The following is a 21,816-nucleotide window of genomic DNA, read 5'->3' on the forward strand; positions in this document are numbered from 1 at the left end:
TTGGCGTATGGCATATCGTAGAAGAAATGGAGCTGTTTACAGTGTTTTAATTCTTGTTTGCGTAGTAGGTTTTTGGCTATTCGAGAATTTTTATACGCCTGCTACTTATTCAAATAATGATGATAGCTCGCGTGCAAATGAATTTCCAAAAGAACTTTTGCCATCATCAACTACAGGTGAAATTATTGACCATTTATATTTTTCATTATCCTATAATGAGCCTTTTGAACAGGCAGAATGGGTAGCATATGTGCTCGATAAAAAACACCTTACTTACGATGATAGAAAACGCCCATATTTTATAGAAGACCCTTTTGTTAAATCTAAATCTGCTGATTATATAAATTACAAAGGCTCGGGTTATGATCGTGGCCATTTGGTGCCTGCAGGAGACCGAAGGTTCTCTTTACAGGCATATAATGAAACATTTTATACAAGCAACATAAGTCCGCAGGATAGAGAGTTTAATGCAGGTATATGGAACGATTTAGAACAGCAAGCAAGGCGATGGGCAAAGAAGTATAGTCCATTGTATGTGATTACTGGTGGAGTGTTAGAAGAGGGCTTAGAGGAAATTGGGCAGGAAGATGTAGATGTACCTGACGTTTTTTATAAAATTATAGCCCGTAAAAATGGAAATCAAATAGAAACCATCTCTTTTTTAATACCTAATAAACCCCAATTTTCACCTCTTCGTAATTTCATTGTTTCGATTGATGATATAGAAAAAGAAACAGGAATTGACTTTTTTGCTGAATTGCCAGAAAATCAACAAGGTACTTTTGAAGATAGTAACAACACGACTGGATGGAAATTCTAAAAACTCTCCTTTAATCGATTCGTATCTAGTCTTAAGAAGATAAAGAGTAAAATCGTAAAGAACAATAATCCTGATCCTCCATAACTAAAAAAAGGTAGTGGAATACCTATAGTAGGTAATATGCCTATTACCATTCCTATATTAATAAAGTAGTGTATTAAAAGAATGGAAATAACGCCATAACCGTACATTCGGGCAAAAGCGTTCTTCTGTCGTTCTGCTAGAGAGATTAATCGTAAAAAGAGTACCGAAAATAGTATAATTACGGTAGAAGTTCCTAAAAAGCCCCATTCCTCTCCAACAGTACTAAAGATATAATCAGTATGTTGTTCGGGTACGAAATCACCTTTAGTTCTCGTTCCTTCTAAAAAACCTTTGCCAAAAAATCCGCCAGATTCTATTGCTTTTTCGGATTGGTAGGTATTGTATCCTATTGATTTTCTGATCTGTTCTAATTTGTCCGGGTCTTTTTCTAGTCGCAACCATAATCCAAAACGATCCCTGTGACGTTGTTCAAAAACATTATTAAAAACAAAATTCACGGATAAAGAAAAGAGAATAACAGCTATGGTTATTAAAGTTAAGGGTATAACCGGAATTTTAAGTGTTTTTCGCTTAAACCCAAATAATAGAATAATTAATAGTGCCAAGCCAATAATAAGCCAAATGGTACCGAACATTAAGGTAATGATGAAAATAAGAATAAGACTCACTACAATTGCCAAATAGAATAGGGGTAGACCTTCTCTGAATATGACAAAAATGAGTGCAAAAAATACAAGGGCACTACCAGGGTCAGGCTGTGGAATAATAAGTATAGCAGGGATAAGGATGATTAAGAGCGCGTAAAGCTGGTCTTTTCTTCTTTTAATATCGGTCTGTATGTCACTTAAATATTTGGCAAGCGCCAATGCAGTGGCAACTTTTGCTAATTCAGAGGGTTGTAAGTTGAAAAAGCCCAGATCATACCATGAGGTAGCGCCGGCTATCGTTTTGCCAAATACAAAAAGGCCCAATAGGGAGGCCATAGAAAGTAAGTATAATACACTAGAAAATCGTTCGTAAAAATTAACTTCAAGTGCAAGTATAATAACTATAGTGACCAGACTAACTCCAATAAAAAACAGTTGTTTGCCATAAAGAGTTCCGAAATCAAAAATAGAGCTGTGTTCGTTAGTAAATGTACTGGAGTATATGTTAATCCAACCAATAAGAACAAGTGCGAAATAAATAAAAACACTTAGCCAGTCAATACGTTTAAGGATATTTCTACCAGACACGCTCGTTTATTTTAAACTCTTCTCCACTGTAGGGTTTGGCATATTCTGCTTCCAACGTTTTTTCTAGCATTCTTTTTTCTAAATCTTTTCTAGTAATTTCGCCTTTCAAATATTTTTCAATCATTAGAGTTGCAATATGGCCAGCATATCTAGAACCGAAATAACCATTTTCGATATATACGGCTATAGCTATTTTAGGGTTATCTACCGGTGCAAAGGCCACGAAAACAGAATGATCTGTTAATTGCGTTCGTACACCATTTATTTTGGTAAAATTTTCAGCAGTACCTGTTTTTCCTGCAATTTCGATATCCGGTATTTGAAGCCAATATGCAGTACCTCCTTTTTTTCTATATACATCTGCCATACCTTGAACAACAGGTTCAAAGTGCTTAGGGTCTATAGTGGTATGTTTAGCTTCTGTAAATTTTGGTTCGGTAATATCTATATCTTCTATCTTCTTCAAGATATGAGGGGTAAAATAATGTCCTCTGTTTGCGATAGCTGCAGTCATATTAGCTAATTGAACGGGAGTAGCTAAAATTTCACCCTGACCAATAGAATTCGATATAATGTAAGAAGAACTCCAACTATTATCTCCATACCATTTGTCATAATATTCTTTACTTGGAATACGACCTTTTTGCCCGAATGGTAAATCGTAACCCAAATAATCACCTAAGCCAAAGCTTCGCATATGCTTTTCCCAAACATCCATAGCTTCATCCGTAGTGTCAAAATGTTCAAATATTTTACGAAAAGTACCTGCAAAATACGCGTTACATGACATGTAAATACCTTTATTCATATCTCGCATGCCACCACCGCAGTGACAACCTCTTTTTGTCTTACCAACATAAAATCCATGAAAACATTGAATAGTGCTTGATTCATCCATTACTCCTTCTTGTAATGCAATAAGTGCATTAAGGGTCTTGAAAGGTGATCCTGGGGGTTGTTGAGCGTGTATTGAGCGATCCCAAGTAGGGTTGGCTATGGTGTCATGGTATAGTTTCGTGTAATTCCTAGAACGTTCTCTGCCAACTAAAAGAGCAGGATCATATGTAGGTCCTGAAATCATAGAGAGAATTTCACCAGTAGAAGGCTCTAAGGCGACTATGCCACCTCTTTTTCCATTCATTAGTAGTTCACCATACTCTTGTAATGTTTTGTCGATAGTGATGCTAATTTGCTTTCCTTGTTCAGGTAAAGTGTCTATTGTTCCTTCTTTGTATGGACCAATATCTCTATTGAATCTATCTTTTTGAATGTACTGAACACCTTTTCTGCCTCTTAGCAAATCTTCATAATAGCGCTCAACTCCGGTTCTACCTTTTAATTCGCCTTGTACATAGTATTTATTCACCGCTAAATCACCTTCGTTTACTTCACTGATGTAGCCAAGAACATTAGCGGCACTATGGGTGTCGTAATAACGTAAAGACCTTTTTTGAATATAAAAACCCTTGTATTTGCGCATCTTCTCCTGTAGCATGGCATAATCTTGCTTAGAGAGTTGAGGTACTAGAACAGAAGGTAATCTTGGGGAATAAACTCTTGCTTTTCTGAGTTTATCAATGAATTCTTCTTTATCAATCCCTAATAGGCCACAAAATTCAAGAGTATCCAATGGTTTTACTTCTCTAGGAATAACCATTACATCATATGCAGGGTCATTACCAACTAATAGCTTGCCATTTCTATCATAAATATATCCACGTTCAGGATAATCATAAATTGCTTTTATAGCGGGATCCTCTAAAACGTGATCAGTAGAAAAGCTGAAAATTTGCAAATAGGATAGCCTTCCCAAAAACGTAATTGCGATAACAATGATAATAGATGATAAAAGAATTTTCCTCATTCTTTTTTACTGCTGAATAACGTGCTGAACAATATACATAATATCAACGTGGAGATACCGACCGTAAACGTTTTCTGTAAAATCAACAAGCTATTTGAAAAGCTGAAAATTTCTAACGAAAAGTATACCAAGTGATGTATTATAATCAATAACGCTAAAAATGTAAATTGTTGTGCCTTAGCGCTATTGTTTAATTTAAAACTTTGAAATTCATAGTTGACACCAAAAACAAAACGCATAATGGTTGGCCGTAAATAAGCTATAGTTGCTGTAGCAGCTGCATTTATGGCAAGTGTGTCAGAAAATATATCTACAAATAGTCCTAAGAGGAAGCAAAGTATTATAAAGGTAGTTCTATTTTGCTTTATTGGGTACCAATATAAAAATAGAATATATACTAGTGGATTTATATAGCCAAAGAAATTCAAATTGTTAAATACGAGTACCTGTACTAGAACCAATAGTATAAATCGGAGTACGTTGAAAAAGAAAGTACTATTGATCATTGGCTTTTGTTTCTGCTTCTAATTGCAACACTTCTTTACGGTTCAAATTCTTTATGATGTATATATTACCAATATTGGTCATGTCATTAAATAATTCTACATCGATAAAATAGAAGCTTTTAGAGTTGTCTAAGTCAAATCTTTTAATGGTTCCTATAGGAATGTTCTCTGGAAAAATACTACTCATCGCTCCAGTAACTATGGTATCGCCAATTGTTAAAGGTACAAGTCTAGGTATGTCAATAAGTTGAACTACATTGTAGTTTTGTGTATTGTCCCAAACCAGTGAGCCAAAATGATTCGAATTTTTGATTTTAGCATTGATATTCGATTTCTCGCTTAATATACTTTGTACGGTAGAAAAATTAGCTGAGGTGTTTTCAACAATTCCCAAGATTCCTTTATCGGTAATCACGCCCATATCTTGAAAAATGCTATCATTTTTACCTTTGTTAATGGTCACGTAATTGCGTTGGTCTGCATAGCTGTTGTTGATTACTCTGCCTCTAATTACTTCATAGTCAGCAGAAGCGGTGTCAATAGTTATGCCCGAAAGTTGAACGCTATTAAAAAGTTTATCTCTAAGTTTTTTATTTTCTTCTACTAGGCTGTTATTTTCTTCTCTTAAATTGAAGTACGATGTAATATTATCAGAAAATGAATAGATACTTCCAGTTATGTAATTGGAAGAATTTAAAAATTTGGACTGATGATAAGAATGTGATTGAAAGGTAAAAATAAGGGAAATCAATAACAGAAAGAGATATAGCAGGAAGGTTTTATATCTTATTAGAAAATTTATAATCTGTTGCATTCACCCCTAAATTTTTACTCGATAATCGAGATTTAAATGCTCCGAGGCTTGCCTCGAAATTCTATCGTTATTCTTTAATAATGGCTCTTGAACTTTCTCCTAGGTTGTTTACAATCATTTAATTAAGCTGTTCTTTAGAACGAACTTAAATTATTTAATCAATATGCTCTTATAGCGTTCTAGATTTTTCAATGCTATACCAGTACCTCGTACCACGGCACGTAATGGGTCTTCGGCAATATATACAGGCAAGTCTGTTTTTTGCGATAATCTTCTATCTAGACCACGTAACATAGAACCACCACCTGCAAGGTAAATACCCGTATTATAAATATCAGCAGCTAATTCTGGAGGTGTCTGGGATAATGTTTCCATTACAGCATCTTCAACTCGTAAAATAGATTTATCTAAAGCCTTTGCTATTTCTCTATAGGAGATTTGAACTTGTTTAGGCTTCCCTGTCAATAAATCACGTCCTTGAACTGATTTATCATCTGGTGGAGATTGTAATTCTTCGGTAGCAGAACCTATTTCAATTTTAATTGCTTCTGCGGTACTTTCACCAACATATAGGTTGTGTTGTGTACGCATGTAATAAATGATATCATTGGTGAATACATCACCCGCGATTTTTACCGATTTATCACAAACAATACCACCTAGAGCGATAACTGCAATTTCGGTAGTACCACCACCTATATCAACAATCATATTTCCTTTAGGCTGCATAATATCTAACCCAATACCGATAGCTGCGGCCATAGGCTCGTGAATAAGATACACTTCTTTACCGTTCACACGCTCTGCCGATTCTTTAACCGCGCGCATTTCTACTTCGGTAATACCAGAAGGTATACAGATAACCAATCTTAATGCAGGTGGAAACCATTTCTTCTTTAAAGCCGGGATGTTTTTAATAAACATCATCAACATTTTTTCAGAAGCATCAAAATCTGCAATTACACCATCTTTCAATGGCCTGATTGTCTTTATGTTTTCATGGGTTTTACCTTGCATCATGTTGGCTTCTTTACCAACGGCAATAATTTTTCCACTAATTCTATCTCTGGCAACTATGGATGGACTGTCTACAACCACTTTGTCATTATGAATAATAAGGGTGTTCGCTGTACCTAAATCTATAGCTATTTCCTCGGTCAAGAAGTCAAAAAATCCCATATGTGCTGTTTATATTTTAGATAAAAAGGGTGTATTTCATCGACAAAAGTAATGAATTTAATGCTTGAAATGACGCGTTCCAGTCATCACCATCGAAATTTTGTGTTCATTGCAATAATCAATACTTAATTGGTCTTTAATTGAGCCACCTGGTTGAATTACACTAGTAATGCCAGCTTTGTCCGCAATCTCTACACAATCTGGAAAAGGGAAGAAAGCATCACTTGCCATAACGGCACCTTTTAGGTCGAAATTAAAGGTTTGTGCCTTGTGAATAGCTTGGTTTAAAGCATCAACTCTACTGGTCTGGCCAGTGCCGCTAGCGCAAAGTTGTTTGTTCTTTGCAAGAACAATGGTATTTGATTTAGTATGCTTGCATAGTTTGGATGCAAATATTAAATCTTCAATTTCTTGTTCTGTGGGCTTAGTGGTTGTTGCCTTTATAAGGTCTGCAATGGTGTCGGTTTTATGATCCTTTTCTTGAAGAAGCATACCGTTTAAGCAAGTTCTTACTTGCATTTCTGGCATTTCAACATCATTCTGAATTAGAATAATTCTATTTTTCTTCCCTTTTAGAATTTCTAAAGCCTCAGTAGTATAACTTGGAGCGATTACTACTTCACAGAAAAGTTTATGTATTTCTTCAGCGGTAGCTTTATCAATTTCTTTGTTGCTTATAAGAACACCGCCAAATGCAGAAACAGGGTCGCCAGCCAAGGCATCTACGTAAGCTTGATGCAAGCTTTCTCTTTGAGCAAGACCACAAGCATTGTTATGTTTAAGTATTGCAAAAGTTGGTGCATCGTTTTTGAATTCTAACATTAGGTTGACTGCGGCATCAACATCTAGTAAGTTGTTATATGATAATTCCTTCCCATGTAATTTAGAGAACATGGCATCAAAATCTCCAAAAAAGAATCCTTTTTGATGAGGATTTTCACCGTATCGTAAAACCTTTCCCGTAATCTCACTTATTTTAAGGGAAGCTAGGTCGTGGTTTTGATTAAAGTAGTTGAAAATTGCAGTATCATAATGAGAAGAAACATTGAAAGATTTAGCGGCAAAACGCTTTCTGTCTTCTAAGCTGATATTTCCACTGTCAGCAGAAATAACTTCTAAGAAATCTGCATAATCTTCCATAGAAGAAACACAGGTGACATCTTTAAAGTTTTTGGCAGCAGCACGGATCAATGAAATTCCACCAATATCAATTTTTTCAATAATATCTTGTTCAGAAGCACCACTTGCCACCGTTTTTTCGAATGGATACAAATCAACGATAACGATATCTATTTGTGGAATTTCGAATTCAACCAATTGTGCAACATCACTTTCATTGTCCTGTCTGTTCAAAATACCACCAAATACTTTTGGGTGTAATGTCTTTACTCTTCCTCCAAGAATGGATGGGTAGCTCGTTACATCTTCTACTGGAACAACATCGATTCCTAAATCATTGATAAATTTTTCCGTACCACCGGTAGAATAAATAGTAATTCCTAATTCTTGAAATTTCTTTACGATAGGCTCTAACCCATCTTTATGAAATACTGAAATTAGGGCCGAAGATGCTTTTTTTACACTGCTCATTGTATGACGCTTAAATGTTTTTAATAAGCAAGCAAAAGTAATTTTTTTACTGCTATTAAATGAGCTAGTTTATCAACAAAAAGCTTAAAGTTTTAAAGAATTTTGGCAACTTCAAAATTTACAAATTCTAAAAAGCGCTCATCTGCCTTAGTAAATGGGTTTGGAGTGTTAGAATCTATATCGATTTGACCAATGTTTTCGCCATTTACAAATAATGGAACCACTATTTCGGCTTTCACTGATATGCTGCAAGCTATGTAGTTGTCTTGTGCCTGAACATCAGGTACAACAAAATTATGGTTGCTTTCGGCAACTTGACCACAAATGCCTTTTCCGTAAGGGATGATTGTATGGTCGGTTGGTGCGCCAGCGTATGAACCTAATTTTAATTCGCGTTTATCACCATTTTTAAAATAAAATCCTACCCAGTCATAATGTGGAACATGGACTTTTAAAAGCTCGCAGATATCTTGCATTTTGGCATCTGCGGTATTATTAGAATCAATTATAGATTTTATTTGTGGTCGTAGTGCGCTGAACATAATTTTTTTTTACAAAAATAAGCATTGTTGTTATTGCTTCATAAAAGCAAAAAAAACTAAACAAATAAAAAGGGGTGTCATTTAGACATCCCTTATAGAATGCAATTATATTTATTATAGTTGAATCTTAACATCAAATACGATAAAATCTAAATCGCCAGATAGTGAAATAGAATCGAATGTGGTAGCATCTAAGCTTGAAGAAGTAAAAAATATTTGGTTCAATGTTTCGGTATCTGAGTTTTCTTCATCTGCACTAGGCTGAAGACCTTCTATTGAAAAACTGAAAGATTCGTCATATTGTTTCGTAAAAGCGAATAAAACATTATCATCTGCTAAAACACCAGAAGCACCATAGTAATATCAGTTATCCCAAACGCTCTAAATTTACGTTCTAAGTTAACCTTTTAAACTGTTTCGTTTAGTAACGAAAAGAAAGTTTCTATGTTTCCATTTACATCAGGGTCGAACAATTTCACACTTGTGAAATCTCTAACTTCTCCTGCAGGGTTAGTGCCTGTTCCAACGGTTACGGTAATTTGACTTACTCCAAGAACTAGTCTTTTCGTAGTATTTTTAAAACCACCTTTCCCAGTTGTAGTTCAAAAGATATACACAATTTCACCGTTATCGATATTCGGCACAGGGAGTGAAAAGGTGAAGTCAATTGCCTTTTTTTATTGCTCCATCTAAATCAATAGAACCATCCGCTTTTAAAACTTTACTTAAATCATCACTAACCAAAATTAAAGGCGATAAAAGGAATTTCCCATTGTCCAAAAACATTTTGTGTAAAATACATTCTACATTGGGTAGTTGCGTCTGAAGTGAAAATAACTCTACCCGGAAAACTTGTGGCTACATCTCCGTTAGCTGAAGCTGTTGTTTGGTTACTTGAAGGATTGGCATCGCCAAATACCAGGGTTGCTACCACTAGTTCTTCGGTATCGCCTGTATTATTTGGAATATGGGTGTCAATAACGGAGCCATCATCTGATTTACAGCTGCTTACGACTAGGGCTATAGTGCATACTGGAAATTTGTTTTTTTAAGCTTAATTTTTTTTGTCATAATTATTTATTTGAGTACGATAGTTAAAAGTCGTTTGTAACTCATTCGTTTACCTTCAAATTGATTTTTTTTAACTTAAAAAAATTCAATATCGAATACTTGAAGGCCTGTTTCTTTAAATGAGATAGAATCAATAGATATGATGTATGTCAATATTTCGTTAAAGAAATGATCTATTGGATTTTGAATACTGATTATTCCGTAAATTTGTCTTGATGAAAAATTTGCTTCTTAAATTATTTTCTGTTTCAATGGCGTTGCTATGGATCAATCCCAAAAGTTGTGTGTGAATTGAAAATAGAATAAGATCTTTGCGGAAAAACGATCGCATTGGAATTATCATTGGACCTATTAAAGTTTATACTGCCAGAAGTATTAACGACCCATTTTGACCTAGTCTCCCATAATATGCAAGAGGTTGCGCTTCATTTATATTTTGAAGAAAAAAAAGATACCCCGAAAGAGGAAAAGCATCGCACTTTAATAGCCCATGGTTTTCACAAAGAGATCGTCGTCCAGGATTTTCCGTTAAGGGGAAAGTCAGTTTATCTCCATATTAAGCGCCGCCGTTGGCTGGACAAGGCCACTGGCCAAGCCGTGCAAAGAGATTGGGATCTAGTGGCACAGGGGACTCGTATGACCGTTGAGTTCGCTGCTTTTTTAAAAGTACTTGGTCAGTACCAAAGCTAATGACTGCCATACCATTGGCGGATTTTATGGGGTCAACGGCAAAAAACTACAGCGACAGTTTCGGGATTATTTAAGCGAGTTCAAACAATGGGAGGAGAGACCACATGCCAAGGAGTGGCTCATATTCCCAGAGAATATAGGACCTTATCTGTCCATTGACGAAACGGCACTCTCCAAGGGGGAACTCTACACCATAATTACCAACAAAAAGGCCAAGGGCAAAAAAGGTTCCATAGTGGCCATATTCGCCGGCACCAAGGTGGGACCGATCATTGAGCAGCTGCTAAAGATATCGGCCAAAAAAAGGGCCAAGGTCAAGGAAATTACCCTGGATATGGCCAACTCCATGAAGACCATCGCCAAACAATGCTTCCCAAAAGCAATACAGGTAACGGACAGGTTCCATGTACAGAAGCTGGCACTGGAGGCCCTTCAGGACATCCGCATCAAACATAGGTGGGACGCCATAGACCGGGAGAACCAACAGATAAAGCAGGCAAGGGCAAAGAACGGGACATTCGTCCCAAAAGAATTTAGCAATGGGGACACTAGAAAACAGCTCTTGGCCAGAAGTAGGTATCTCCTTTATAAATCGCCCAACAATTGGACACAAAACCAATCCGAAAGGAGCAAAATATTGTTCGCCCAATATCCGGATATAAAGGTGGCCTTCGACCTGGTACAGGGGCTCAGGAACATATTCAATACGGCAACTTCTATACAAACAGCATATACAAAGCTGGCACATTGGTACAAAGACGTAGAGAACACAGGCTTTAGGGCCTTCAATACTATTGCCAATACGATATCGCTCAATTATAGGTCGATCCTGAACTATTTTATAAACAGGAGTACAAATGCATCGGCGGAATCATTCAATGCAAAAATAAAAGCTTTTAGAGCGCAATTCAGAGGAGTCAAAAACGTAGAATTCTTCCTTTATAGATTGACCACAATATTTGCATAAACACAACAATTGTTCTTGATCCGTTGCTATTGTTGCTGTCCACAATTTCATGGACGGTTGAAAAGCATTTGTGCATGGGGCGAGTTATGGATATTGCTTTATTTGATCATGCGGAAGATTGTGGTATGGAAGCTGGTTTGGCTCTGTTGGATGAATCCTCTCAAATTACAAAACATTGTTGTGATAATGAATCTGTTACCATGCAAGGTCAAGATACTTTAAATCTTGATATTTTTCATTTTGATTTCTCTCATCAAGTATTTTTAATTTCATTCACAACCTCTTATCTAGGTTTATTTCAAGAAACGCCAGATAGGAATATAGCTTTTGATTTTTATCCGCCGCCTATTTTGGCAAAGGATTTGAACATTCTTCACCAGGTTTTCTTGATTTGATTTAAAACGTGTTTTACGCCGCTTTTTTGCGTTCATACATTTTGTAATCAAATCTAATTTTCAATGAAAAATAATATTTGGCTTTTAGCCGTTATCCTTTTAGGGATGCAATTTACAGAGGCCCAAGGACCTCCGATTACTGCCGATAAACCAATTATGTTGGGTGGTGGTAGTTTTACTGCAAAAACTTTAACAGAGATAAGACATACCGAAAGAGGTGATTTCACCTATGTTCCTCTAATGCTGCATTACCTGCCCACCTCTAATTCGTTGGTAGCGGTTCATTTACCGTATATAAACTATGATATCGAAAATGGACCAAGCGGTAGCAGTTTGGCAGATATTAAAATCATGGGGAAATATCAGTTCTTTAGGAAAGATGGTACTGGTAAGACCTTTAGAATGGTTGCCAAAACAGTACAGACGCTTCCTACAGGTAAGGAGTTGGATGTGATGGATTTAAGTACAGGTAAATATGCAGGATATTATGGTGTTGTTGCAGGTTACGAATCATTGAAATACGGTATTTCTAATGAACTTGGGTACAATTGGGTGCCCGATGGTGGTTTAGATGCATTGATACATAAAGTAGGTTTTGGGCTTCCGTTATTAAAACCACAGTATCCTAATAACCAAATTAATCTTTATTTTGAATATACCAACTTATGGTTGGTAGAGCGCGATTGGTATCAATTATTGTACGCACAAGGTATACAGTACGCACGAAAGAATGTAACGTTCGATCTTGCAGTACAAGTGCCTTTAGTAAATGATATGGATGCAGACCGTAAATTAAAGTATAGCCTGTTCTTAGGCTCGAGATATTCTTTTTAATAAAATTTTAAAATATATAATCATGAAAAAATCAATAATAGTATCGGCATTATTAATGCTAATGGTAGTTTTTAGTGCGGTGGCACAAGAAGGGAAAGATAAGTTTATGGTGCAAGTAGATGGATTAGGTTGTCCGTTTTGTGCATACGGACTTGAGAAGAAATTCAAGGAATTTAAAGGGATAAAAAATGTTAAGATTGATATCGAAACAGGTGACTTTAGTTTTTCCTATCCATCGGAAAAATCATTAACCCTTGCAGATGTTGAGAAGCAAGTTGAAAAGGCTGGATATACACCAATAACGGCAAAAGTAGAACGTGCCAATGGTAAGGTTGAAGAATCTTCAGCTATGACAATGATGAAAAAAACAGAAGGTACCGTGAGTAAGAATGTTATGGTAGCTGGAAACTGTGCAATGTGTGAAGCTAGAATTACCAAAGCTGCAGAATCTGTTAAAGGTGTTTCTGCCGTTTCTTGGGATAAGGATACTAAAATCATGAAGGTTTCATTCGATGCAGGTTTAACGTCTCTCGAGAAAATAGAAAAGGAAATAGCGGTTGCTGGTCATGACACTAAAAATCATCAAGCACATACCAATGATTATGGAAATTTACCTGCTTGTTGTAAGTACGAACGTTTAAGCTACTAATAATGAGAAAAAGTATTTTTTTAATAGTCGTTTTAGTTTTTGCATCGGCCTGTAAAGAAAAGGTAGCCGTTCCTAAAGAATGGGTGTTGTCTAAAACTATTCAGTTAGAAGGGGTGAATCCCATTGGTATAACCCAGGTAAATGGTTCAATATGGCTTTCGGATGGTGATCACAACCGTTTGGTGAAAATTGATGAAGAAGGTAAGATTAACGAAACAATAGATTCTCTAGACAGGCCAATGCATATTGATGCTATAAAGGAAACTATTTTTATTCCTGAATACGGAAAAGATGCCATTGAAACTGTTGATAAAAAAGGAAGGTTCATAATGCAGGTTTCTGATTCGTTAGATGCGCCAGCAGGAGTCTCCGTATTCGAAAATGAAAGAGCTATTGCGGATTTCTACAATAATCGTATTCTATATTTTGATGGTGTGAATTGGATTTCTTTCGGTAACGAAGGGAAGGCTGAAGGAGAGTTTTATTACCCTACAGATGTTCAAATTACAAAAGATAAAATTTGGGTAGCAGATGCCTATAACAATCGAGTACAAGCTTTTGATAAAAGTGGAGCATTCCTTCAAATAATCGGACAGGATCAAAAGATGAATGCTGCAACAGGAATTTTTGTTTCTGAAAATGAAGTGTTTGTAACTGATTTTGAAAATAATCGTGTTTTGGTTTTTGATAGGTCTGGTGTGCTGTTACAAGTTTTAAAGGACCAAATAGAAAAGCCTACTGATATGATGATAAAAGATGATATGCTGTATGTAATAAATTACAGGAATGGCAAACTCAATCTTTTTGATAAACAGCCGATAGTAGGAAAGGAGTAATAGCGGAAAATAAAATAATAGGTCTATCTGAATGTCTAATTAGGTGTCCAGATTTATATTCTAATTATAATGCGGCGTATGAAACATACATATACTATAGCTGGTATGACCTGTAATGGATGCAGAGCCCATGTTGAGAAAACATTAGCGAATGTTGAAGGTGTAACTAATGCTTCTGTAGATTTAGCTAAAGCTGAGGCTATTTTAGAAATGGATAAACATATTCCATTAAAATCGTTGCAAACCGCAATGCAGAAAGATGGTGGGCATTATTCTATACATGAATTAGGGTCGCATCATCATAAAGAGGTCAAGTCCAATAAAGTGGAAAGCGGAAATGGTGTTTTCTATTGTCCGATGCATTGCGAAGGTGATAAAACCTATTCCGGGCCCGGCGATTGCCCTATCTGTGGTATGGATTTGGTGGAAGAGGCGAGTGCCACTAGCCATAAAGGTCATGAGTATACATGTCCCATGCACCCAGAAGTGTTGCGAGATGAGGCTGGTGCTTGTCCTATTTGTGGTATGGATTTAGTGCCTAAACAAGCTGATGTTTCTACCGAGGAAAAAAGCTATTTTAAGCTTTTGAAAAAGTTTAAAATAACGGTCGCTTTTACCTTTCCTATATTCATTATTGCGATGTCTGAGATGATACCGAACAATCCACTTCAAAATATTCTGAGTTTAAAGTATTGGAACTGGGTACAGTTTGCACTTTCAATTCCAGTAGTATTTTATACGACTTGGATGTTTTTTGAGCGTGCTTACCGTTCCATAAAAACATGGAATTTAAACATGTTTACGTTGATTGGTATTGGGGCAGGAGTAGCTTGGTTTTTTAGTGTTTTCGCGATTTTGGTGCCCGATTTTTTTCCACCACAATTTAAAACTGATCAGGGCACGGTGCATGTGTATTTTGAAGCAGTTACGGTAATTTTAACCTTAGTTTTATTAGGGCAGTTATTAGAGGCTCGTGCACACAGCAAAACCAATTCAGCCGTAAAGGAGCTTTTGAAACTAGCTCCTAATAAAGCGATCCGTATTGTAAACGGAAATGAAGAAACGATTGCAATCGATAATATTTCAAAAGGCGACTTGTTACGTGTGAAACCAGGAGACAAGATTCCGGTTGACGGGGTTTTGACCGATGGTGAAAGTACGGTCGATGAATCTATGATTACGGGTGAACCAGTTCCGGTACAAAAGGTTGTTGGTGATAATGTGAGTTCAGGCACTATAAATGGCAAACGTTCTTTTGTAATGAAAGCAGAGAAGGTTGGGGCCGATACATTGCTCTCGCAAATTATTGATATGGTGAACAAGGCAAGTCGTAGTCAGGCACCCATTCAAAAATTGGCGGATAAAATCTCTAGCTACTTTGTTCCTGCAGTTGTCTTTATTTCTGTAATCACGTTTATTGTTTGGGTTGTTTTCGGTCCAGATCCTGCTTATGTATTTGCGTTGGTTAATGCCATTGCAGTGCTTATAATCGCTTGTCCGTGTGCTTTAGGGTTGGCTACCCCAATGTCGGTAATGGTGGGTGTAGGTAAAGGTGCGCAATCAGGAGTGTTGATTAAAAATGCCGAAGCTTTGGAGCGCATGGATAAAATCGATACACTAATTATAGATAAAACAGGAACCATTACCGAAGGAAAACCATCTGTAGAAAAAATAGGTAGTATTGCTGATTATGGCTCGAAAAAAGTGCTTCAATATATTGTATCCTTAAATCAATTTAGTGAACATCCTTTGGCAGATGCAACTGTAAAATATGGTAAAGCAGAAAAGGTTGCTATTTTGAAAGTTGATGATTTTGATTCGGTTACCGGTATGGGCGTCAAAGGAAAGATAAATGGAGGTTCCATTGCTTTGGGTAACGAAAAAATGATGTCAGAAGAGAATGCAACTGTTCCAAATGACCTGAAGTCTCAAGTAATATTTCATCAAGAACTGGGCAAAACAGTTTCTTATTTGGCAGTCGATAAAAATGTGGTGGGTTTTGTAGCGATCGGTGACAAAATTAAGCAGACCAGTAAAAAAGCAATTGAAGAACTTCAAAAAGCAGGTATAACGGTTGTCATGTTAACGGGTGATAATTACAATACAGCTAAAGCGGTAGCGAAAGAATTGAATTTAGCAGATTTTAAGGCAGGTATGCTACCACAAGATAAGCTGGCGGAAGTTGAGCGTTTACAGGCACAAGGTAAGAAAGTGGCTGTTGCCGGCGATGGTATTAACGATGCGCCGGCCTTGGCTAAAAGTGATGTTGGTATTGCGATGGGTACTGGTACTGATGTGGCAATCGAGAGTGCTTCAATAACGTTGGTGAAAGGCGATTTACATGGCATCGTAAAAGCCTATAAGCTTAGTCATGACGTAATGAAGAATATCAAACAAAATTTATTTTTCGCATTAATCTATAATACGGTAGGTATCCCCATTGCGACAGGAGTGTTGTTTCCATTTTTTGGGGTACTACTTTCTCCAATGATTGCAGCGCTGGCAATGAGCTTTAGTTCTGTATCGGTGATTGCTAACGCATTACGATTGCGAGCGGCTAAAATTGATTAATCAAATTGAGAAGTATTTAAATGAATAAATATATAGTAATATTAATTGTGGGTATGTTGCCGTTGCTTGGATTTTCACAAGGGAAAGTTGAAGGGGTAATTCTTGATGCTGAAGGTACTGATGCGTTAGGCCTTTCGGGGGCAAATGTCTATTGGCAAGATTCTCAAACGGGAGTAGTGACAGATTTTGATGGTAAATTTTCCATCCCATATCTAAAGGAATTCAATAGATTAATTATTAGTTATGTTGGGTTTGAGTCGGATACGCTGACTATAGATGAACCTAAAACTATACGTGTTAGCCTAAAATCATCAAATGAATTAGATGAGGTCGTGGTTCGACAAAAAAGAGATGACATACAGAAAACCTATTTTAGTCCGCAAAATGTAATAACGGTCAATAGTGCCGAACTATTAAAGGCAGCATGTTGTAATCTGGCAGAAAGTTTTGAGACGAATCCAGCGATAGATGTTAATCTCTCCGATGGTTTAACGGGTACAAAGCAAATTCAAATGCTGGGGTTAACTAGTCCGTATTTATTGATTACTCAAGAAAATATTCCAATGGTTCGTGGAGCATCTCAAGCCTATGGTCTAACCTTTACTCCTGGTACTTGGATAGAGAGTATTCAAATCACCAAAGGGGCAGGTAGTGTCGTCAATGGTTATGAGAGTATTTCGGGGCAGATAAATACCGAATTGGTAAAGCCATTAACCGATAATGCTGTTTTTGTAAATGGGTATGCTAATGAAAATGGGCGTTATGAAATGAATACTCATTTTAATAGAAAGCTCTCGGATAAGTTGAGCACCGGACTTTATATACACGGAAATATGCGAGCACAGAAAGAAGATAATAATGAAGACGGGTTTTTAGATGCTCCATTGGGTGATCAAATAAATGTGATGAACCGTTGGCAATATCAAGATGCTGAAAAAGGATGGGTGAGTTTTTTTAATGTTCGATTCTTGAACGATGAAAAACAAGTAGGGCAAGTAGATTTTGAACCTGTAACAGATAGGTTGACAAATAACTCATGGGGTAGTGAAATTAATACGCGCCGGTTCGATACTTCATTAAAACTGGGCTATGTTTTTCCAGAACTTCCTTTTCAAAGTTTTGGATTTCAAACTGCATATAGTCTACATAAGCAAGATTCTTATTTCGGGTTTAGAACATACGATATCAATCACGAAAGTATTTTTACGAGCCTACTTTTTAATTCTATAATCGGAGACACAAGAAATAAGTTTAAAACCGGAATTTCATTTGCATATGACGGGTATGATGAGGTAGTGACCACTACAGATTATTCACGAGAAGATACTTCGGTTGGTGCATTTATCGAATATAGCTATGAAAATCTAGAGAAGGTTAGCTTAACAGCTGGTCTTCGAGTAGATAACCATAATCGACTAGGAACTTTTGTGACGCCAAGATTTCATATACGTTACACGCCTTGGGAAATGGGAAGTTTACGGGGTTCTTTCGGTAGGGGTAAAAGAGCTGCCAATATTTTTGCCGAGAATCAGCAATTATTTGCATCTGCTAGAGAAATTAGTATATTGAATTTGGGTGGTAGTGTTTATGGTTTAGAACCTGAGGATGCTTGGAACTACGGGGTAAGTTTTTTACAGGGGTTTAATTTTCTTCATAAAAAGGGAGATGTATCTCTAGATTATTACGTGACCGATTTTAAAAATCAGATTGTAGTGGATTGGGAAAATCCGCAAGAAGTTTCGTTTTATAACTTAGATGGAGATAGCAGTGCTAAAAGTTTTCAGATAGAAATAAATTACGAGTTACTGCCTCGTTTGAGTTTTAGAACCGCATATAAATTCTATGATGTTTTGACAGATTATAAAGGTGGAAACTTGCAAAAACCATTACAAGCACAACATCGTTTTTTCGTTAATTTAGGATACGAAACTGAAGCTAAAGAAAATGGGTCTCAATGGAAATTCGATTATACCTTACATACTTTAGGAGAAATGAGATTGCCAGATACGAGCTCTAATTCAGCGCAATACCAATTAGGTGAGTATTCATCGCCATATAATCTCATGAATGCTCAAATAACAAAAGTATTTTCTAATACGTTTGAAGTGTATGTAGGAGGAGAAAACTTAACTGGAGAACAACAAAATAACCCAGTTTTAGGCGCAGATAACCCATTTGCTCCTAATTTTGATACTACCATTGTATATGCGCCAATAATGGGAAGAATGTTTTATGGCGGCTTTAGATTTAAAATTTTATAACACGTTAATTTTATAATTATGAAAACAATTATTTTGTCAATTGCGATGACGTTGATTGCTGTGGTAACCTATGCGCAAGATAAAAACAAAAAAATGACTTTTGATGTAAACGGTAAATGCGCAATGTGTAAACATCGTATTGAAGAGGCAGCATTAAATGTGAAGGGTGTTAAGTATGCAAATTGGGATATTCCTACTCATCAATTAGCTGTTATTATGGATGAGCGCAAAACAAATGCCATGAAAATTAAAACAGCCATTGTAGCCGTTGGTCATGATACCAAAGAATTGAAGGCGACAGATGAAGCTTATAATAGTGTACACCCATGTTGTTTGTATAGAGAAGACAATTCTGATGATGGGGAACATCATAAAATGTAGTCAAGATACCTGTGTTTATTGAGGTCATTTTAGCTGTAGTAAATTGACTAAAAATTTTTAGTTAATTTTTTGCCAACGAAATTATCACGAATCAAAATCTGAAATACATTAGCATAGATTTATCTTAAATTCTATACTAATGGCACAAGCAAAATCAGCAGGGAAACCAGCTGCAAAGCCTTCTCCAGCAAAAGCTGGTAAAAAGGCCGCTCCAAAGGCTGCTCCTAAGAAGAAGTAGTTGGGTATAAGCCTACGGGGTAGGCTTACCACTTTGGACATAAAAACCACCTTTTGTAAAAAGAAGGTGGTTTTTTTGTTGCTGGTATTAAGTACAAAAAAACCGCTCTTGAATGTTCAAGAGCGGTTTTAAATATGATTGATTTGGCAATCAAACCAATAATTGTCTAACCGAGCTACGGTTTACATCATTCCTGGCATACCGCCACCCATTGGTGGGCCAGCAGGGCTATCTTCTTTAATGTCTGTCAAAGCACATTCAGTAGTTAAGATCATACCAGCAACAGAAGCTGCATTTTCCAATGCGACTCTCGTTACTTTAGCAGGATCAATAATACCAGCTTTCATCATATCAACATATTTTTCAGATTTAGCATCATAACCATAATCGCCTTTACCTTCAAGTATTTTTGCGATTACTACAGAACCTTCGCCACCAGCGTTAGAAACAATAGTTCTTAAAGGAGCTTCGATTGCACGGGCAACAATTTGTAAACCAGTAGCTTCATCTTCGTTTTCGGTAGCGACTTTAGAAAGAACTGATTTTGCTCTAACCAATGCAACACCACCACCAGCAACAATACCTTCTTCAACTGCAGCTCTCGTTGCATGTAAAGCATCATCAACCCGGTCTTTTTTCTCTTTCATTTCAACTTCAGAGGCAGCACCAACATAAAGTACGGCAACACCACCAGCTAATTTAGCTAAACGCTCTTGAAGTTTTTCTTTATCATAATCAGATGTAGTAGTCTCAATTTGAGATTTAATCTGGTTAACTCTTGTTTTGATATCTTTTGCAACACCACCACCGTTTACAATTGTCGTGTTGTCTTTATCGATTTGTACTTTTTCACAAGTACCTAACATATCAAGCGTAGTATTGTCTAGCGAGAACCCTCTTTCTTCAGAGATAACGGTACCTCCAGTTAAGATGGCAATATCTTCTAACATTGCTTTTCTACGGTCACCAAAACCTGGAGCCTTAACAGCAGCAATTTTTAAGGAACCTCTTAATTTGTTTACTACCAAAGTTGCTAATGCTTCACCATCAACATCTTCAGCAATAATTAAAAGTGGTTTTCCTGATTGAGCAACAGGCTCTAATACAGGAAGCAAATCTTTCATTGAAGAAATCTTCTTGTCGAACAATAAGATGTAAGGGTTTTCTAATTGTGCTACCATCTTTTCTGAATCGGTAACAAAATATGGAGAAAGGTAGCCTCTGTCGAATTGCATACCTTCTACAACATCAACATACGTATCAGTTCCTTTAGCTTCTTCTACGGTAATTACACCTTCTTTACCAACTTTACCGAATGCTTGAGCGATTAATTCACCAATTGTTTCGTCATTGTTAGCTGAAATAGAAGCAACTTGCTTAATTTTTTCAGAAGAATCACCTACTTTTTTAGCTTGTTTTGCCAAATCTTTAACAATTGCTTCTACAGCCTTATCGATACCTCTTTTTAAGTCCATTGGGTTTGCACCTGCAGCAACGTTTTTCAAACCTTCTTTAACGATTGCTTGTGCTAGAACAGTTGCAGTAGTTGTACCGTCACCTGCCAAATCATTGGTTTTAGAGGCAACTTCTTTTACCATTTGTGCGCCCATGTTTTCTAATGGATCAGCTAATTCAATTTCTTTAGCAACGGTAACACCATCTTTAGTTACTTGTGGAGCACCAAATGATTTGCTGATAATTACGTTTCTACCCTTTGGGCCTAATGTTACTTTTACAGCATTTGCCAATGCATCAACGCCTCTTTTAAGACCGTCTCTTGCATCGATATCAAATCTTATATCTTTTGCCATTTTTAATTTAGTTTAGATTTTTGACCTTGAGCTATTCGCCTTGGTCAAGAAAATTATTAATTATTTTTTAGTGGTTTTGAACTTCGCAAATGGCTAAATGCCATAAGCTAAAGGCTATTTAGATAATAGCAAGGATATCACTTTCTCTCATCATTAAGTAATCTGAACCTTCTAGTTTCAATTCAGTTCCAGCATATTTACCATAAAGAACAGTATCGCCAACCTTAACGGTAACTTTGTCATCTTTTGTACCAGGACCTACCGCTACAACTTTACCTTTCTGTGGTTTCTCTTTTGCAGTATCAGGAATGTAAAGTCCGGACGCAGTTTTAGTTTCAGCTGCCATTGGCTCTATAAGAACTCGGTCTGCCAATGGTTTGATATTAACTTTAGCCATAATTATTAATTTTTAAATTGATTTTTAGTTTCGTGGGTATACAGATGCAGAAATTATGCCATTGCCTATTTCATGACAGATTGCAAACAAAAAATGCCAGCTTGTCATAAGCTGGCATTT

The 21,816-nt window shown here is 36.6% G+C and carries 21 protein-coding genes; 10 read left to right on the forward strand and 11 right to left on the reverse strand.

What is annotated here, in order from left to right; all coding sequences use genetic code 11:
- Window positions 1-7 precede the first annotated feature (7 nt).
- Window positions 8-820, forward strand: coding sequence for a DNA/RNA non-specific endonuclease (locus AACZ49_RS01940; RefSeq protein WP_339651027.1), 813 nt, complete (start codon window positions 8-10; stop codon window positions 818-820).
- Here AACZ49_RS01940 and rodA read toward each other — a convergent pair.
- The 8 genes from rodA to AACZ49_RS01980 form a co-directional block, all read right to left on the reverse strand.
- Window positions 817-2,100, reverse strand: coding sequence for a rod shape-determining protein RodA (gene rodA / locus AACZ49_RS01945; protein ID WP_339651028.1), 1,284 nt, complete (start codon window positions 2,098-2,100; stop codon window positions 817-819). The two genes, AACZ49_RS01940 and rodA, sit on opposite strands and share 4 nt — an antisense overlap.
- Entirely contained in the window at window positions 2,090-3,964 is a 1,875-nt protein-coding gene (gene mrdA / locus AACZ49_RS01950) for a penicillin-binding protein 2 (protein WP_339651029.1), read from the reverse strand. The genes rodA and mrdA overlap by 11 nt, the downstream gene beginning before the upstream one ends.
- Window positions 3,961-4,470: a rod shape-determining protein MreD gene (gene mreD, locus AACZ49_RS01955; RefSeq protein WP_339651031.1), complete on the reverse strand. Its 510-nt coding sequence runs from the start codon at window positions 4,468-4,470 to the stop codon at window positions 3,961-3,963. Before mreD ends, mrdA begins: the two co-directional genes overlap by 4 nt.
- Window positions 4,460-5,284, reverse strand: a complete 825-nt coding sequence (mreC, locus tag AACZ49_RS01960; RefSeq protein ID WP_339651033.1) for a rod shape-determining protein MreC — start codon at window positions 5,282-5,284, stop codon at window positions 4,460-4,462. Before mreC ends, mreD begins: the two co-directional genes overlap by 11 nt.
- 150 nt (window positions 5,285-5,434) lie before the next feature.
- The gene (locus tag AACZ49_RS01965; RefSeq protein ID WP_339651035.1) at window positions 5,435-6,463 is read right to left on the reverse strand and encodes a rod shape-determining protein; all 1,029 of its coding nucleotides are present in this window, start codon (window positions 6,461-6,463) and stop codon (window positions 5,435-5,437) included.
- Window positions 6,464-6,520: 57 nt separating this feature from the next.
- On the reverse strand, window positions 6,521-8,053 hold the full coding sequence (gene purH, locus AACZ49_RS01970; protein WP_339651037.1) for a bifunctional phosphoribosylaminoimidazolecarboxamide formyltransferase/IMP cyclohydrolase: 1,533 nt from the start codon (window positions 8,051-8,053) through the stop codon (window positions 6,521-6,523).
- A gap of 92 nt (window positions 8,054-8,145) precedes the next feature.
- On the reverse strand, window positions 8,146-8,595 hold the full coding sequence (locus AACZ49_RS01975) for a GAF domain-containing protein (protein ID WP_339651039.1): 450 nt from the start codon (window positions 8,593-8,595) through the stop codon (window positions 8,146-8,148).
- 736 nt (window positions 8,596-9,331) lie between these two features.
- Window positions 9,332-9,529, reverse strand: a complete 198-nt coding sequence (locus tag AACZ49_RS01980) for a hypothetical protein (RefSeq protein WP_339651040.1) — start codon at window positions 9,527-9,529, stop codon at window positions 9,332-9,334.
- Between the two features lie 467 nt (window positions 9,530-9,996).
- Between AACZ49_RS01980 and AACZ49_RS01985 the strand changes: the two genes are divergently transcribed.
- The 9 genes from AACZ49_RS01985 to AACZ49_RS02025 all read left to right on the forward strand — a co-directional run bounded on the left by AACZ49_RS01985 (window position 9,997) and on the right by AACZ49_RS02025 (window position 19,250).
- Window positions 9,997-10,356, forward strand: a complete 360-nt coding sequence (locus AACZ49_RS01985; RefSeq protein ID WP_339651043.1) for a transposase family protein — start codon at window positions 9,997-9,999, stop codon at window positions 10,354-10,356.
- A gap of 13 nt (window positions 10,357-10,369) precedes the next feature.
- Window positions 10,370-11,323, forward strand: coding sequence for a transposase (locus AACZ49_RS01990; protein WP_031442441.1), 954 nt, complete (start codon window positions 10,370-10,372; stop codon window positions 11,321-11,323).
- A gap of 74 nt (window positions 11,324-11,397) precedes the next feature.
- Window positions 11,398-11,718: a hypothetical protein gene (locus AACZ49_RS01995; protein ID WP_339651045.1), complete on the forward strand. Its 321-nt coding sequence runs from the start codon at window positions 11,398-11,400 to the stop codon at window positions 11,716-11,718.
- A gap of 63 nt (window positions 11,719-11,781) precedes the next feature.
- Entirely contained in the window at window positions 11,782-12,552 is a 771-nt protein-coding gene (locus tag AACZ49_RS02000; RefSeq protein ID WP_339651047.1) for a hypothetical protein, read from the forward strand.
- Window positions 12,553-12,574: 22 nt separating this feature from the next.
- Window positions 12,575-13,201 carry a heavy-metal-associated domain-containing protein gene (locus AACZ49_RS02005; protein ID WP_339651049.1) on the forward strand — a complete coding sequence of 209 codons (627 nt, stop codon included), beginning with the start codon at window positions 12,575-12,577 and terminating at the stop codon, window positions 13,199-13,201.
- A 2-nt stretch (window positions 13,202-13,203) separates the two neighbouring features.
- On the forward strand, window positions 13,204-14,037 hold the full coding sequence (locus AACZ49_RS02010; protein WP_339651051.1) for an NHL repeat-containing protein: 834 nt from the start codon (window positions 13,204-13,206) through the stop codon (window positions 14,035-14,037).
- 78 nt (window positions 14,038-14,115) lie between these two features.
- Window positions 14,116-16,608 carry a heavy metal translocating P-type ATPase gene (locus AACZ49_RS02015; protein WP_339651054.1) on the forward strand — a complete coding sequence of 831 codons (2,493 nt, stop codon included), beginning with the start codon at window positions 14,116-14,118 and terminating at the stop codon, window positions 16,606-16,608.
- A 20-nt stretch (window positions 16,609-16,628) separates the two neighbouring features.
- Window positions 16,629-18,869 carry a TonB-dependent receptor gene (locus tag AACZ49_RS02020; protein ID WP_339651056.1) on the forward strand — a complete coding sequence of 747 codons (2,241 nt, stop codon included), beginning with the start codon at window positions 16,629-16,631 and terminating at the stop codon, window positions 18,867-18,869.
- An 18-nt stretch (window positions 18,870-18,887) separates the two neighbouring features.
- Entirely contained in the window at window positions 18,888-19,250 is a 363-nt protein-coding gene (locus AACZ49_RS02025; RefSeq protein WP_339651057.1) for a heavy-metal-associated domain-containing protein, read from the forward strand.
- Between the two features lie 108 nt (window positions 19,251-19,358).
- Here AACZ49_RS02025 and AACZ49_RS02030 read toward each other — a convergent pair whose 3' ends face one another.
- From AACZ49_RS02030 to AACZ49_RS02040, 3 genes are all read right to left on the reverse strand, one after another.
- A complete protein-coding gene (locus tag AACZ49_RS02030) occupies window positions 19,359-19,529 on the reverse strand; it encodes a hypothetical protein (protein WP_339651059.1) in 171 nt (56 codons plus the stop codon).
- A gap of 141 nt (window positions 19,530-19,670) precedes the next feature.
- Window positions 19,671-21,299, reverse strand: coding sequence for a chaperonin GroEL (gene groL / locus AACZ49_RS02035; protein WP_091620466.1), 1,629 nt, complete (start codon window positions 21,297-21,299; stop codon window positions 19,671-19,673).
- A gap of 118 nt (window positions 21,300-21,417) precedes the next feature.
- Entirely contained in the window at window positions 21,418-21,696 is a 279-nt protein-coding gene (locus AACZ49_RS02040) for a co-chaperone GroES (RefSeq protein ID WP_079514159.1), read from the reverse strand.
- Window positions 21,697-21,816: the final 120 nt, after the last annotated feature.

Origin of the sequence: uncultured Maribacter sp. (genome assembly GCF_963975365.1) — a bacterium.
Taxonomy (GTDB): Bacteria; Bacteroidota; Bacteroidia; order Flavobacteriales; family Flavobacteriaceae; genus Maribacter.

Excerpts from the sequence above, each read along its gene's own strand:
- mrdA (WP_339651029.1), bottom strand. The coding sequence starts at position 3,964 with ATGAGGAAAATTCTTTTATCATCTATTATCATTGTTATCGCAATTACG.
- AACZ49_RS02025 (WP_339651057.1), top strand. The coding sequence starts at position 18,888 with ATGAAAACAATTATTTTGTCAATTGCGATGACGTTGATTGCTGTGGTA.
- AACZ49_RS02040 (WP_079514159.1), bottom strand. The coding sequence starts at position 21,696 with ATGGCTAAAGTTAATATCAAACCATTGGCAGACCGAGTTCTTATAGAG.
- mreC (WP_339651033.1), bottom strand. The coding sequence starts at position 5,284 with ATGCAACAGATTATAAATTTTCTAATAAGATATAAAACCTTCCTGCTA.
- AACZ49_RS01995 (WP_339651045.1), top strand. The coding sequence starts at position 11,398 with ATGGGGCGAGTTATGGATATTGCTTTATTTGATCATGCGGAAGATTGT.
- AACZ49_RS02020 (WP_339651056.1), top strand. The coding sequence starts at position 16,629 with ATGAATAAATATATAGTAATATTAATTGTGGGTATGTTGCCGTTGCTT.
- AACZ49_RS02015 (WP_339651054.1), top strand. The coding sequence starts at position 14,116 with ATGAAACATACATATACTATAGCTGGTATGACCTGTAATGGATGCAGA.
- AACZ49_RS02005 (WP_339651049.1), top strand. The coding sequence starts at position 12,575 with ATGAAAAAATCAATAATAGTATCGGCATTATTAATGCTAATGGTAGTT.
- AACZ49_RS02000 (WP_339651047.1), top strand. The coding sequence starts at position 11,782 with ATGAAAAATAATATTTGGCTTTTAGCCGTTATCCTTTTAGGGATGCAA.
- groL (WP_091620466.1), bottom strand. The coding sequence starts at position 21,299 with ATGGCAAAAGATATAAGATTTGATATCGATGCAAGAGACGGTCTTAAA.
- AACZ49_RS01940 (WP_339651027.1), top strand. The coding sequence starts at position 8 with ATGGCATATCGTAGAAGAAATGGAGCTGTTTACAGTGTTTTAATTCTT.
- AACZ49_RS02010 (WP_339651051.1), top strand. The coding sequence starts at position 13,204 with ATGAGAAAAAGTATTTTTTTAATAGTCGTTTTAGTTTTTGCATCGGCC.
- AACZ49_RS01975 (WP_339651039.1), bottom strand. The coding sequence starts at position 8,595 with ATGTTCAGCGCACTACGACCACAAATAAAATCTATAATTGATTCTAAT.
- mreD (WP_339651031.1), bottom strand. The coding sequence starts at position 4,470 with ATGATCAATAGTACTTTCTTTTTCAACGTACTCCGATTTATACTATTG.
- AACZ49_RS02030 (WP_339651059.1), bottom strand. The coding sequence starts at position 19,529 with ATGTCCAAAGTGGTAAGCCTACCCCGTAGGCTTATACCCAACTACTTC.
- purH (WP_339651037.1), bottom strand. The coding sequence starts at position 8,053 with ATGAGCAGTGTAAAAAAAGCATCTTCGGCCCTAATTTCAGTATTTCAT.
- AACZ49_RS01965 (WP_339651035.1), bottom strand. The coding sequence starts at position 6,463 with ATGGGATTTTTTGACTTCTTGACCGAGGAAATAGCTATAGATTTAGGT.